This window comes from Streptococcus sp. HMSC073D05, from assembly GCF_001812015.1.
Classification (GTDB): Bacteria; Bacillota; Bacilli; order Lactobacillales; family Streptococcaceae; genus Streptococcus; species Streptococcus parasanguinis_D.
On record NZ_KV807487.1, the window covers coordinates 112995 to 126894 of the forward strand.

Annotated in this window: 11 protein-coding genes and 1 pseudogene; all 12 read left to right on the forward strand. The window is 40.7% G+C overall.

The genetic code is table 11. The features are described 5' to 3' along the window. Nucleotides 1-26 precede the first annotated feature (26 nt). Complete coding sequence (locus HMPREF2832_RS03225) at nt 27-854, forward strand: alpha/beta hydrolase (RefSeq protein ID WP_070505536.1); 828 nt, start codon at nt 27-29, stop codon at nt 852-854. A 39-nt stretch (nt 855-893) separates the two neighbouring features. Further along, nucleotides 894-1634, forward strand: a complete 741-nt coding sequence (locus HMPREF2832_RS03230) for an esterase family protein (protein WP_070505537.1) — start codon at nt 894-896, stop codon at nt 1632-1634. A 21-nt stretch (nt 1635-1655) separates the two neighbouring features. Beyond that, nucleotides 1656-2822, forward strand: a complete 1167-nt coding sequence (locus HMPREF2832_RS03235) for an ATP-grasp domain-containing protein (RefSeq protein WP_070505538.1) — start codon at nt 1656-1658, stop codon at nt 2820-2822. A 226-nt stretch (nt 2823-3048) separates the two neighbouring features. Next, nucleotides 3049-4017: a thiamine pyrophosphate-dependent dehydrogenase E1 component subunit alpha gene (locus tag HMPREF2832_RS03240; RefSeq protein WP_070505546.1), complete on the forward strand. Its 969-nt coding sequence runs from the start codon at nt 3049-3051 to the stop codon at nt 4015-4017. 16 nt (nt 4018-4033) lie between these two features. Beyond that, nucleotides 4034-5026 carry an alpha-ketoacid dehydrogenase subunit beta gene (locus HMPREF2832_RS03245; RefSeq protein ID WP_003011072.1) on the forward strand — a complete coding sequence of 331 codons (993 nt, stop codon included), beginning with the start codon at nt 4034-4036 and terminating at the stop codon, nt 5024-5026. A 220-nt stretch (nt 5027-5246) separates the two neighbouring features. Further along, nucleotides 5247-6290: a dihydrolipoamide acetyltransferase gene (locus HMPREF2832_RS03250; RefSeq protein ID WP_070505539.1), complete on the forward strand. Its 1044-nt coding sequence runs from the start codon at nt 5247-5249 to the stop codon at nt 6288-6290. Between the two features lie 41 nt (nt 6291-6331). Then, the gene (lpdA, locus tag HMPREF2832_RS03255; RefSeq protein ID WP_049497863.1) at nt 6332-8038 is read left to right on the forward strand and encodes a dihydrolipoyl dehydrogenase; all 1707 of its coding nucleotides are present in this window, start codon (nt 6332-6334) and stop codon (nt 8036-8038) included. 375 nt (nt 8039-8413) lie between these two features. Continuing rightward, complete coding sequence (locus HMPREF2832_RS03260) at nt 8414-9403, forward strand: lipoate--protein ligase (RefSeq protein WP_014713327.1); 990 nt, start codon at nt 8414-8416, stop codon at nt 9401-9403. Between the two features lie 218 nt (nt 9404-9621). Then, nucleotides 9622-11631: a DUF1430 domain-containing protein gene (locus HMPREF2832_RS03265; protein ID WP_070505540.1), complete on the forward strand. Its 2010-nt coding sequence runs from the start codon at nt 9622-9624 to the stop codon at nt 11629-11631. Between the two features lies 1 nt (nt 11632). After that, nucleotides 11633-12259, forward strand: a complete 627-nt coding sequence (locus HMPREF2832_RS03270) for a putative bacteriocin export ABC transporter (protein WP_049497861.1) — start codon at nt 11633-11635, stop codon at nt 12257-12259. A gap of 66 nt (nt 12260-12325) precedes the next feature. Beyond that, nucleotides 12326-13456 (forward strand): DUF5050 domain-containing protein, encoded by a 1131-nt coding sequence (locus tag HMPREF2832_RS03275; RefSeq protein ID WP_261674210.1) that lies wholly within the window; start codon nt 12326-12328, stop codon nt 13454-13456. A gap of 14 nt (nt 13457-13470) precedes the next feature. After that, nucleotides 13471-13900 (forward strand): annotated as a pseudogene (locus HMPREF2832_RS03280) (hypothetical protein); the annotation flags it as partial.

The window sequence follows — 13900 nt, forward strand, 5'->3', positions numbered from 1 at the left end:
TTTAGAATATAGAGAGTTTTCTGACAATGAACAAATCCTATTTTTACTTAGATATGAAGACACACGAGTTGAAAGTGCCTTATACCGGAAAACTCCGTCGTGTGCGAGTCTTATTACCTAAGAATTATGAAACGGATACAGATAGACGTTACCCTGTGGTTTATTTCCACGATGGGCAAAACGTTTTGTACAGCAAGGAAGCTTATGCGGGTCATTCCTGGAAGGTGATTCCAGCCATTAAGCGGAATCCCGATATTAGTCGCATGATTGTCGTTGCGATCGATAATGATGGTTTCCAACGCATGAATGAATACTCTGCCTGGAAGTACAAGGAATCTAATATTCCTGGCATGCAATTTGGTGGCAAAGGGGTTGAGTACGGCGAATTTGTCATGGAGGTGGTGAAATCTTTTATCGACCAAGAATACCGGACTCTTGCTGATCGAGAACATACGGCCATGATTGGATCTTCCTTGGGGGGAAATATTACCCAATTCTTGGGATTAGAGTACCAAGATCAAATCGGTTGTTTAGGGGTCTTTTCATCCGCCAACTGGCTACACCAAGATGCCTTCAATCATTATATCGAACGTAAAAAATTATATGCAGACCAACGGATCTACATCTATGTGGGGACTGAAGAGGCGGATGATACAGATAAAACTTTAATGGCAGGAAACATCAAGCAAGCCTATATCGATTCATCCCTTCGTTATTATCACGACGTCATCCAGCAAGGGGTGGAACTCAATCATATTGCCATTCGGATTCAATCTGGTGCTATTCACCACGAAGAAGCGTGGGCAGAGCACCTACCAGAATGCCTTCGCTTTTTGGCTGAGAATTGGGATTAATGGACTCAAAACAAATCAATAGAGAGAAAGAGGAAACTTATGAATATTGAACATTTAAGCCACTGGAGTGGCCAACTTAACCGTGAAATGTATGTTAATCGCTATGGACACGCAGGAATTCCTGTTGTGGTCTTTGCTTCATCAGGTGGAAGCCATAACGAGTACTATGACTTTGGTATGATTGATGCTTGTGCCCAGTTTATCGAAGAGGGACGAGTTCAATTTTTCACCCTTTCTAGTGTGGATAGTGATAGCTGGCTTTGTGATTGGAAGAATCCTCATGATCGAGCTGAGATGCGCCGTGCATACGAGCGCTATGTGATTGAAGAAGCCATTCCTTTTATCAAACACAAAACAGGCTGGTTTGATCCGATGATGACAACTGGTTGCTCTATGGGGGCCTACCACGCGCTCAATTTCTTCTTGCAACATCCAGATGTCTTTAACAAAGTGATTGCTTTGAGTGGTGTCTATGACGCTCGTTTCTTTGTTGGTGACTTTGGAGGCGATGAAGCCATTTACCAAAACTCTCCATCTGATTATATTTGGAACCAAAATGATGGCTGGTTTATCGATCGTTATCGTCAGGCGGAAATCGTTGTTTGTACTGGTTTAGGAGCTTGGGAACAAGATGGACTTCCATCTTTCTACAAACTGAAAGAAGCCTTTGATCACAAAAATATTCCTGCATGGTTCGCTGAATGGGGACATGATGTCGCCCACGATTGGGAATGGTGGCGCAAACAAATGCCATATTTCCTAGGTCAAATGCATCTATAAGTAAAAAGGGAGGAGACCTCAATGAATTATATCGTTATTTCACCATATTACCCACAAAACTTCCAACAATTTACAATCGAGTTGGCTAATAAAGGGATCACTGTCTTGGGAATTGGTCAAGAGCCATATGAACAGTTAGATGAGCCTTTGCGCAACAGCTTAACAGAATATTTCCGTGTTGAAAATTTGGAAAATCTGGACGAAGTGAAACGTGCAGTAGCCTTTCTCTTTTACAAACATGGCCCAATCGATCGTATCGAATCCCACAATGAGTACTGGTTGGAATTGGATGCGGCGCTTCGTGAGCAATTCAATGTCTTTGGTGCCAAACCAAAAGATTTGAAGAAAACCAAGTTCAAATCCGAAATGAAGAAACTCTTCAAGAAAGCAGGTGTTCCTGTCGTTCCAGGCGCTGTTATTAAAAAAGAAAAAGACATTGATAAGGCTGTGAAGAAGATTGGGTTGCCATTGATTGCTAAGCCTGACAATGGGGTAGGAGCAGCAGCGACCTTCAAGATCGAAACGCCAGAAGATGTGGACCATTTCAAGGCTGAGTGGGATGGCCATACAGAGTACTTCTTTGAGAAATTTGTCACTTCTAGTGAGATTTGTACCTTTGATGGTCTAGTGGATCGTGACGGCAACATTGTCTTTTCAACTACCTTTGACTATGCACATACGCCACTCGATTTGATGCTCTACAAGATGGACAACTCTTATTATGTCCTTAAAGAAATGGATCCAAAATTGCGTCAATACGGGGAAGCGATTGTTAAAACCTTTGGCATGAAAGAACGTTTCTTCCACATTGAGTTCTTCCGCGATGGGGATGACTATATTGCGATCGAGTACAATAATCGTCCTGCAGGTGGCTTTACCATCGACGTCTACAACTATGCTCACTCGATTGATTTGTACCGTGGTTATGCTGCCATCGTAGCAGGGGAACCCTTCCCAGCTTCTGAGTTTGAGCCCCTTTATTGCTTGGCAACTTCTCGTCGTGCCAATGCAGCTTATGCTCTTTCAGAGGAAGAAGTTCTGGCCAAATACCGTGATCAATTCCGTGTGAAGAAAGACATGCCAGCGGCCTTTGCGGAACTTCAGGGAGATTACCTCTATATGCTTACAACACCTAGTCGTGAAGAATTGGAACAAATGATTCATGACTTTGGCCAACGCCAATCATAAGATGACGACCGGTAGGATAGGATCCTATCGGTTTTTTATGTGACTATTGAATGAGATAGAAAAATCTAGAAGTTTGTGAAAAAACTAAATATTTCCTTTTGAAAGCTTATAGTTTCCATGATTATAGTGTTTAGGATTGTGAATTTTTCTGAGCATTATTTTTGACTGAGCTTTCATTTTTGGCTAGAATGAAAGTGAATGAATAAATGCTAAGAAAGGCGAAATGATGGCAACATTAGACAAAAGTCTCTTATTGGAAATGTTCCGTAAAATGGAAGAAATCCGTCGCATGGACTTAAAAATTGCACAGTTAGTAAAAAAAGGGAAAGTGCCAGGAATGACGCACTTTTCTGTTGGGGAAGAAGCGGCTAACGTCGGAGCGATGTTGGCTTTGAACGATGATGATTTGCTGACATCTAACCACCGTGGACACGGACAAGCCATTGCTAAAGGAATCGATTTGAATGGCATGATGGCCGAAATCCTTGGTAAGTATACCGGTACTTGTAAAGGGAAGGGTGGATCAATGCACATCGCCGACCTGGATGCAGGTAACCTTGGTGCCAACGGGATCGTCGGTGGAGGTATGGGAATTGCCGTAGGTGCAGCCCTTACACAACAAATGAAAAAGACTGGTAAGATTGTTGTCTGCTTCTTTGGTGATGGCGCAACCAACGAAGGTGTCTTCCACGAAGCAGTGAATATGGCTTCTATTTGGAATCTTCCGGTAATTTTCTACTGTATCAATAATGGTTACGGAATCTCTGCCGACATCAAGAAGATGACCAATGTCAAACATATCCATGAGCGTAGTGCTGCATACGGCATTCCTGGAATGTTTATTCCTGACGGGAACAACGTTATTGATGTCTATGAAGGCTTCCAAAAAGCTGTTGAACACGTCCGCTCTGGAAAAGGACCTGTCTTGATTGAAAGTGTCACTTATCGTTGGCTCGGTCACTCTTCATCTGACCCTGGTAAATACCGGACACGTGAAGAAGTCGAAGAATGGAAGAAGAAAGATCCGATCGAAAACCTTCGCAAGTACCTCCTTGAAAATGAAATTGCAAGCGCAGAAGAATTGGATCAGATCCAAGAAGAAGTGAAAAAAGCAGTTGAAGCTTCAGTGAAATTTGCGGAAGAAAGCCCATTCCCACCACTCGAATCAGCTTTCGAAGATATTTACGCAGACTAAGGGGGAGTAGAGAATTATGGAAACTAAATTAATGTCTTTCCGCGATACCATTATCCTTGCTATGTCTGAGGAAATGCGTCGCGACGAAAATGTATTGTTGATGGGAGAAGATGTCGGAGTTTTCGGTGGAGACTTCGGTACTTCTGTAGGGATGCTGGAAGAGTTTGGTCCAGAACGTGTCCGTGACTGTCCGATTTCTGAGGCTGCGATTTCAGGTGCAGCAGCAGGTGCAGCCATGACCGGACTTCGCCCAATCGTTGATATGACCTTCATGGATTTCTCAGTAATTGCCATGGATGCTATTGTCAACCAAGCTGCTAAAACTCGCTACATGTTTGGTGGTAAAGGGCAAGTACCGATGACCATTCGCTGTGCTGCTGGTAATGGAGTTGGATCTGCAGCTCAACACTCCCAATCTTTGGAATCATGGTTTACTCATATTCCTGGTTTGAAAGTTGTTGCTCCTGGTACGCCAGCGGATATGAAGGGACTGCTCAAGTCATCTATCCGTGATAACAACCCCGTTATCATTCTTGAGTACAAATCAGAATTCAACCAAAAAGGGGAAGTGCCAGTTGATCCAGACTACACAATTCCACTTGGTGTCGGAGAAATCAAACGTGAAGGAACTGACGTCACTGTCGTAACCTACGGAAAAATGCTTCGTCGCGTGATGCAAGCTGCTGAAGAATTAGCAGAAGAAGGTATCTCAGTAGAAGTAGTAGACCCACGTACCTTGGTTCCACTTGATAAAGAGATCATCATTAACTCTGTCAAGAAGACAGGAAAAGTAGTCCTTGTCAATGATGCCCACAAAACAAGTGGCTATATCGGAGAAATTTCAGCTATTATCTCTGAATCAGAAGCATTTGATTACTTGGATGCACCAATCCGCCGTTGTGCGGGGGAAGATGTGCCAATGCCTTACGCACAAAACCTTGAAAATGCAATGATCCCAACAGTTGAAAGCATCAAAGATGCCATTCGTAAAACATATAACAAAGAATAATACATAACGTAAATTATGTAATATCATTTGAATTAGACCAGGAAACTTTGTATCTTTTTAGGTACAAAGTTCTCTGCGTCCTTAATATCTTAGATTAGAGCACGGGCTAAAAGCTCGGAAAAAAGATAAATCTACTTGACTTCATCGAAGTCTGCGTTGATTTCCTATTTTTCGGTCGCTTTTAAACGCCCTTTGCATCATAAATAGAATAGGAGAGGTCATGGCTGATGATAAGCTAAGAGCGACTCCTGCGGCTAGAAAATTAGCGGATGATCTTGGAATCAACCTCTATGATGTTTCTGGTTCAGGCGCAAACGGTCGTGTCCACAAAGAAGACGTGGAAACCTATAAAGAAACAAATGTGGTTCGCATTTCACCACTTGCAAAACGAATTGCACTAGAGCATAATATTGCTTGGCAAGAAATCCAAGGAACTGGTCATCGTGGTAAGATTATGAAGAAGGATGTTTTAGCCTTCCTTCCTGAAAATATCGAAAACGATACGATTAAATCACCTGCTCAAATTGAGAAAGTGGAAGAAGTTCCAGATAACGTGACACCTTATGGAGAAATCGAGCGTATACCGATGACTCCTATGCGTAAGGTTATTGCTCAACGTATGGTTGAGTCATACTTAACTGCTCCAACCTTCACGCTTAACTACGATGTAGATATGTCTGAATTGCTTGCCCTTCGTAAGAAAGTTCTTGATCCAATTATGGAAGCAACAGGTAAGAAAATCACTGTTACAGATTTGCTTTCACTTGCGGTTGTCAAAACTCTTATGAAACATCCATATATCAACGCTTCATTGACAGAAGATGGTAAAACAATTATCACCCACAACTACGTTAATCTTGCGATGGCTGTTGGTATGGATAATGGTCTTATGACACCAGTTGTCTACAATGCTGAAAAGATGACCTTGTCTGAGTTGGTCGTAGCCTTCAAGGACGTTATCGGACGTACCTTGGATGGTAAGCTTGCTCCAAGTGAATTGCAAAACTCGACCTTTACCATCAGTAACTTAGGAATGTTTGGCGTTCAATCATTTGGACCGATTATCAACCAACCAAACTCTGCTATCCTAGGGGTTAGTGCAACGGTTGAAAAACCAGTTGTTGTGAATGGTGAAATTGTCATTCGTCCAATCATGAGCTTGGGCTTGACCATTGACCACCGTGTTGTCGATGGGATGGCTGGTGCCAAATTCATGAAAGACTTGAAAGCCTTGATTGAAGACCCGATTTCAATGTTGGTCTAATCAACGAGAGAGAATAGAAACAAGAAAAAGAGGGAAATAAAATGGCCTTAGAAGTAATTATGCCAAAAGCCGGCGTAGATATGACCGAAGGACAAATCGTTCAGTGGAATAAAAAAGTCGGCGAATTTGTAAAAGAAGGAGAAGTTCTCCTTGAAATCATGACAGACAAAGTCAGCATGGAATTGGAAGCAGAAGAAGACGGTTACTTGATCGCTATCCTGAAAGGGGACGGAGAAACTGTTCCTGTAACAGAAGTAATCGGTTACCTTGGTGAAGAAGGGGAAAATATCCCAACAGCCGGAGCAGCAGCACCAGAAGCGAGTCCAGCACCAGCTGCAGCAAGTGCTTCAAACGATGACAATAAGAGCGATGACGCTTATGATATCGTAGTAATCGGTGGGGGTCCTGCTGGTTACGTATCTGCTATTAAGGCAGCTCAATTAGGTGGTAAGGTTGCTCTCGTTGAGAAATCTGAACTTGGTGGAACGTGCTTGAACCGCGGATGTATCCCAACTAAGACTTACCTCCACAACGCTGAAATCATTGAAAATATAGGTCATGCTGCTAACCGTGGTATTGTGATTGAAAATCCTAACTTCACAGTGGATATGGACAAGGTTCTTGAAACCAAGAACAAGGTCGTAAATACCCTTGTTGGTGGGGTTGCAGGACTTCTTCGTAGCTACGGAGTGGATGTTCATAAAGGAATCGGTACCATCACCAAAGATAAGAATGTCTTGGTCAATGGTTCTGAATTGCTTGAAACGAAGAAAATCATCCTTGCCGGTGGTTCAAAAGTTAGCAAGATTAACGTTCCTGGTATGGAATCATCCCTTGTCATGACCAGTGATGATATCCTTGAAATGAACGAAGTGCCAGAAAGCCTCGTGATCATTGGTGGTGGTGTTGTTGGTATCGAACTTGGTCAAGCCTTCATGACCTTTGGGTCAAAAGTTACTGTTATCGAAATGATGGACCGTATCGTTCCAGCTATGGATGCGGAAGTATCTAAGAACCTTCGTTTGATCCTTGAACGTAAGGGTATGACCATCTTGACGGATACGAAATTGCAAGAAATCATTGAGGAAGATGGAAAACTCCGTATCAAGGTTGAAGGTAAAGATGATATCATCGCGAATAAAGCCCTTCTTTCAATCGGTCGTGTTCCAGACCTTGAAGGTATCGGAGATGTTGAATTTGAATTGGATCGTGGACGGATCAAGGTCAATGAATACATGGAAACGTCTGTTCCAGGTATCTATGCACCAGGCGATATCAACGGTACCAAGATGTTGGCTCACGCTGCCTTCCGTATGGGAGAAGTTGCGGCTGAAAATGCTCTTAAGGGAAATCATGCTGTTGCCAAATTGAACTTGACTCCTGCAGCCATCTACACCCTTCCTGAAGTTGCGGCTGTTGGTTTGACAGAAGAACAAGCTCGTGAGAAATACGATGTTCAAATCGGTAAGTTTAACTTTGCGGCGAACGGTCGTGCCATTGCATCAGATGCGGCTCAAGGATTTGTTAAAGTCATTGCAGACAAGAAATACGGTGAAGTTCTTGGGGTTCACATCATTGGTCCAGCTGCTGCTGAATTGATCAACGAAGCTTCAACCATCATTGAGATGGAAATCACTGTAGAAGAAATGCTCAAGACCATTCATGGTCACCCAACCTTCTCAGAAGTGATGTACGAAGCTTTTGCGGATGTACTTGGCTTGGCTGTTCACTCACCTAAGAAGAAATAATATTATTCTTTCAACTAAATTTTCTTAAAGTAGTACGGACGGCAGCGACCTCTTTTAGAGTTCCATGCCTAAAAATTGAGCCACTTGTCTCAATTTTTCCGAGAAATGGCTTAATAAATAATTTTCCTTATCGAAGAAATGTTTGGAAGGATTAGTCAGACGCAGTGGTTGTTTGGTATCTTTGTTCGCTGGACAAGCTTCAAAGATACCTAATCAACTGTGCGGGGGTGGGAATACGAACTTTTTTTACTAGCGAAGTTCTGTCCCACTCCCTTCTTTTTACTACTTCAGAAAATTCAAGTGAAATTCAACTATTTCTGTCTAATGCTTATCTTACTATGAGTAGGATTTATAAAACGAATTTTTGGAATTACTATGAAATACATTATTAATTATTCAAATGATACTGCTTTTAATATTGCTTTAGAAGAGTATGCTTTTAAGCACCTCTTGGATGAAGATCAAATCTTCCTTCTTTGGATTAACAAACCTTCGATTATCGTTGGTCGTCACCAAAATACCATCGAAGAAATCAACCGTGACTATGTTCGGGAGCATGGGATTGAAGTGGTTCGCCGAATCAGTGGTGGTGGGGCTGTTTATCACGATTTGAACAACCTTAACTACACCATCATTTCAAAAGAAGATGAAAACAAGGCCTTTGACTTCAAGAGCTTCTCGACTCCCGTGATCAACACTTTGGCTCAACTTGGTGTTAAGGCTGAATTTACGGGTCGTAACGATTTGGAAATTGATGGTAAGAAATTCTGTGGGAATGCACAAGCTTATATCAATGGACGTATCATGCACCATGGTTGCCTTCTCTTTGACGTTGATTTGTCTGTCCTTGCTAATGCTCTCAAGGTATCTAAAGACAAGTTTGAGTCCAAAGGGGTTAAATCAGTCCGTGCTCGTGTGACCAATATCATCGATGAATTGCCAGAAAAAATCACGGTTGAAGAGTTCCGTGATCTACTTTTGGACTACATGAAGAAAGAATACCCTGAAATGACGGAGTACGTCTTCTCAGATGAAGAATTGGCTGAAATCAATCGTATCAAGGAAACCAAGTTCGGTACTTGGGATTGGAACTATGGGAAGTCTCCTGAATACAATGTCCGTCGTGGCACTAAATTCCCTAGCGGTAAGGTTGAAATCTTCGCCAACGTCATTGAATCAAAAATTCAAGATATCAAGATTTACGGTGACTTCTTTGGTATCGAAGATGTTGCAGCAGTAGAAGATGTTCTTCGTGGCGTTAAATACGAACGTGAAGACGTCCTCAAAGCCCTTCAAACCATTAATCTAGGCCGTTATTTTGCAGGTATCACTGCAGAGGAAATTGCTGAAGCAGTGGTGGAATAAAGTCAAAAGAGATTCGCAGTAGCGGATCTCTTTTTTGAAACTAGTTTCACATAGAAATTATTGTTTTACTAAGGATTTTGTAGTATAGTAAAGGTGGAGAAATGTATTCGTTTACAAAAGTATAAATAAAATTTTAAATACTCAGCAATCACTAAACAAGGAAATTGATTGACTAGCTGAATAATATTTACCTTTGATGCTTTAGAAAGTGTGATGATATGAAACGTGTCTTTATTATTTTATCAAACCTTTTCATCTCTAGCTTTTTGATTTGGATTGCCTTTATTTCTCCAAATACGCTTATCCACCGCAGTCTTCCGGTAGTAGGTGTGGTAAGACAAGATAAGAGCGTCACATATGAAGACTTATCTTCCAGTTTAGACCGCTTGGCAAGGGAAAATCATAGTATAATTGCCCGTCAGATACAAAGAACAGACTCTAAGGGGCAGGTTGTTTTCACCTATGAAATCTACGGAGAGGGAAAACTTCCTCTTGGGATTAAAAGAGAGAAGAAAGAACTGGCTACCAAAGAAAGCCTGCTAACGAATTATTATGTATTAACAGGTGAATTGGAAACTGAAAAGCTGGATCAAACGCTTCATACTCTTGGTTTCTCACAAACTTTTATTGAGAAACCGAATCTTCTGCTGACCTTTATTGCCTTTTTTGGCTCAGGTTCACAATCACTTGCCTTAGTCATTTTTATCATTAGTTTTAGCTCTTTTACGATTATTCAAAAAACACAAGAAATGAGAAGTGCTGGGATTCGATATATTTCAGGAATGAGACGCTTGCAACTTTTCGGACATTCTCTAAAAGATGATAGTATAGAGTTGCTTTTGGGATGTATTGGCGCAAGTATAATGGGTGCTGTTCTGATTTATTGCTTTCAATTGACACCTTTTTCCTATTCCATCGTCATTTTCAGTAGTATTATTTACAATGGGATTTTACTAATTTTGTCTGTTTTCTTATCCTTCCTCTTTGCATATAGTATTCAAACGATTCATTTAGTCCCCCTTTTAAAAGGGAAGGTTCCATTGAAGCGCATATTGGTTTTCCTCTTTATTTGTCAATTTCTCGCTGTGGCACTAATTGGCCTTGCAGTTCATCGAATCAGTATTTATGGATCAGTCTGGCAAACCTACCAAGAGGGAAGTGAGGCTTGGTCAAAACAGTCGAATTGGGTCCAAATTAGTACAAGTCGAGAATATGGCAATCAGATTACCAGTAAAGAGAGGCTGAAGGAAAATAGGGAGAAATGGTCCAAGCTCATCGAGTCTGGTATTGAAAATGGTGGTCTTTTAGCTTATCATAATCTCGTATCTTTTAGTTCAAAAGGAGTTATGACGGATCCTAGTACAGGTAAAGAGTTTTCAATCACAGATTACGATCCTCTTGCACGAACTCTCTATGTAACTCCAAATTACCTCGAAATCCAAGGTGTTCCAGTTTCTCCTGAAGAAAAAGATCACTTAAATCACTTACAAGCAGGGGAATTTGGTCTGTTACTTCCGGAAAAATTAAAAGGTCGAGAAGAGGAGATGATCAAACGATATGAAGATTATCTATCTCCTCGAGATGATCAAGGAAATATCACCTTATCAATGAAGGCGCAGGTAACGTATATTCCGAATCATCAAAAACGCTTTATCTACAACAACACACCAATCAGCTATAAGCAATTCTTTACAGATCCTGTCTTAGTGGTTATACAACCTGAAAGTTTTGGAGGCTATGAGAATCCATATTTCACCCACCTAGATTCCTACCTTTATTTTAATGGGCTTCAGAATAGTAAGAAGCTAGTCGCTGAGTATGATCTTGAAAAAAGTGTTAGTCAGTACGACTATGCAGTGGACGTTTACCAGCAAATGGCCCAAAACATACAAATAGAAAATCTCATGGCGATTGCAGGAGGAGTCTTTGGTATAGCAACCTCTGTTCTTCTTTTTAACACTATGAATTTCCTATATTTTGAAGAGTTTAGAAGACCAATCTTCTTGAAGAAGATTGCAGGTCTGGGATTTGTAAACATTCACCAAACGATTTTGCTCTCAGAAAGTGTCCTCTTACTATTAGGAAGCTTCCTTGTATTCATTCTCACTTCGGAATGGTGGATTGCTCTTGTCACTCTCTTGCTATTTATTACTAATGCTTGGTTCATTCTCCTGTACCGGTCTCATAAAGAAGAGCACTTGTTAGCCACTGTACTGAAAGGAGCCTAATATGATTAGCGTAGAACATTTAACCAAATCATTTGGCCAACGAACGGTCTTTCAAGATTTGAGCTTGCAATTTACAGAAGGTAAGGTCTATGCTCTGATCGGAAATAGTGGGTGTGGTAAAACAACCTTGCTCAATATCTTGGCGAAGATAGAGCCTTATGAAGAAGGGAGTATAAACTATCAAGGGCAAGAACTGAAACAAATCAAACAGCATCACTTCTTTAAGCGTGAATTAGGTTATCTCTTCCAAAACTTTGGCCTACTTGAAAACGAGACTATCGCTACAAATTTAGATTTGGGATTGATTGGGCAAAAATTAACGAAAAAAGAGAAGAAGCAGCAAGAGGAAGAAGTGCTCAAAAAAGTAGGATTGGCTTACCTTGCTCTGGATCAAAAGATTTATGAATTATCGGGGGGAGAGGCGCAACGTGTCGCATTAGCTAAAGTTATTTTAAAAGATCCACCTTTAATTTTGGCAGATGAACTAACTGCAGCACTGGATCCAGAAACCTCACAAGAGGTGATGGACTTGCTCTTAATGTTAAAGAATCAAGAGCGTATAATCATTATTGCAACCCATAATCCAGTAATATGGGAAAAAGCTGACGAAGTGATAAGGCTCAACTAGTCCATGGTTGAAGAATGGTAGGATCTTCTAGATTATCTTTTATAGCTATTCAGGAGGTATAGGCTGATGAAGAAAGATTCATTCGAACAAAAATTTTTCAGTTTTATCATCCTTGGTATTATCATTCTCTTATCAGCTTGCACACTTGTAGGTCCACAAAAAAAATCTCCATCCGGTAGTGCCAATGTATCCAGGAAAATAGGGTTCGAGGAAAGAAAGGCAGAAGATTTATTAAAAAATTCTATTTTTATCCCTTATCCAGATGGGAAAATCTTTACACCTACCGCACTGTCAAATGATGGGATTGCCTATGGCGAGGCTGTTGACCAAGGACATGATGATCAGAATTATCTTGCCAGTATGAATTTACATACCAAGGATTTTCAAAAGATAAAAGATGTTGAAAAGACATCTAATCTGACTCATGTGGCTGTTAGCTATGTAGATCATGATATTGTTGTTTTTGAAGAGTATGATCAACTCAATCAGACAGGGATTTACTATCTTTGGAAGATAAAAGACAAATCTTTAACGACACTGATCGATAGGAGACCTATCGGAACGGTTCCAGTTACTCAAGTAGCTCGATCCAACCAGAAACTCTTTATAAATTATGAAGTAGGCGATAGCCTATATCAGATTGAAGAAGTTGACCTTGAAACAGGGGTTCATCAGACGATTGAATCAGAAAATAGCGGTTTTCCGAATGTCTTTAAAGATCACTTGTATTATGTACAAATTGATAACACAGCTTTAACCACAAAAATTGTAGCCTACTCCTTAAGTGATGGGCAGAAAAAGGTTATAGATCAAACAAAGGATGATCAACGCTATTATGTCGATTTAATGACGAATGGGCACAATCTTCTATACTTGGTTGCAAATAATAAAGACGCTTCGTTTACCTTCGAAAATAAAAACCATAAAAAGATATTTTCTACTTCACAGGCAGAAACCTCCATATATCGCAATATTTATTTCACATATATGGGAGAAAGAAGAAGTGAGGAGCGTGTTAAATCTCAATATTATTTGTGGGATTTAAGGCATCGGATTCATTATTTATATGATCATGGCCCCATTTTACTATCGGATAAAGGGATTCTATGGGTTCAATTCAAAAAGAAGGATAGTGAGATTCCAAAAGGTGAAATCTATCGAAATGAAAACTCCGTAATGCGCTATCAAGAATGGTAGAAAGGAGAAAAATCATGAGAAAAGTTCATTTATTCCTTGTACTTCTGACTTTGCTTGGTTTATCTGGCTGTACAGCGACACAAAAAGAAAGCCAAACAAGTTCTTCCAGCACTCGTAAGGTCACATCCTCTTCATCAACAACAGTTAGTGTAAAAACAAAGGAGCGTACAGAACCTAATCCTCAAATGCCAGCAGAGGTAGCAGAGCGATTAAAAATTAAGGAAGGCAGTACGGAAGCCGGAACTCAGCAAACTTTGCCATCTTCAACCCAGGAACAAGCTTCATTGAAAGAGAATACGCAACCTTCTCAATCGGTCAAACAAGAAACATCGTCCAAAGAGAATCAAGGAATCCGAAAACTATTGCCTATTTCTTTAAAACTTCAAGAAGAATGGTATTTCTGTGCTCCTGCGACAGTCCATATGATGCTGGCTAGTCGAGGGG

What these genes read in the sequence shown, in the direction of transcription:
- HMPREF2832_RS03250 (WP_070505539.1), top strand. Translation starts at nt 5,247, where the DNA reads ATGGCTGATGATAAGCTAAGAGCGACTCCTGCGGCTAGAAAATTAGCG.
- HMPREF2832_RS03265 (WP_070505540.1), top strand. Translation starts at nt 9,622, where the DNA reads ATGAAACGTGTCTTTATTATTTTATCAAACCTTTTCATCTCTAGCTTT.
- HMPREF2832_RS03270 (WP_049497861.1), top strand. Translation starts at nt 11,633, where the DNA reads ATGATTAGCGTAGAACATTTAACCAAATCATTTGGCCAACGAACGGTC.
- HMPREF2832_RS03275 (WP_261674210.1), top strand. Translation starts at nt 12,326, where the DNA reads ATGAAGAAAGATTCATTCGAACAAAAATTTTTCAGTTTTATCATCCTT.
- HMPREF2832_RS03260 (WP_014713327.1), top strand. Translation starts at nt 8,414, where the DNA reads ATGAAATACATTATTAATTATTCAAATGATACTGCTTTTAATATTGCT.
- HMPREF2832_RS03240 (WP_070505546.1), top strand. Translation starts at nt 3,049, where the DNA reads ATGGCAACATTAGACAAAAGTCTCTTATTGGAAATGTTCCGTAAAATG.
- HMPREF2832_RS03235 (WP_070505538.1), top strand. Translation starts at nt 1,656, where the DNA reads ATGAATTATATCGTTATTTCACCATATTACCCACAAAACTTCCAACAA.
- HMPREF2832_RS03245 (WP_003011072.1), top strand. Translation starts at nt 4,034, where the DNA reads ATGGAAACTAAATTAATGTCTTTCCGCGATACCATTATCCTTGCTATG.
- HMPREF2832_RS03230 (WP_070505537.1), top strand. Translation starts at nt 894, where the DNA reads ATGAATATTGAACATTTAAGCCACTGGAGTGGCCAACTTAACCGTGAA.
- HMPREF2832_RS03225 (WP_070505536.1), top strand. Translation starts at nt 27, where the DNA reads ATGAACAAATCCTATTTTTACTTAGATATGAAGACACACGAGTTGAAA.
- lpdA (WP_049497863.1), top strand. Translation starts at nt 6,332, where the DNA reads ATGGCCTTAGAAGTAATTATGCCAAAAGCCGGCGTAGATATGACCGAA.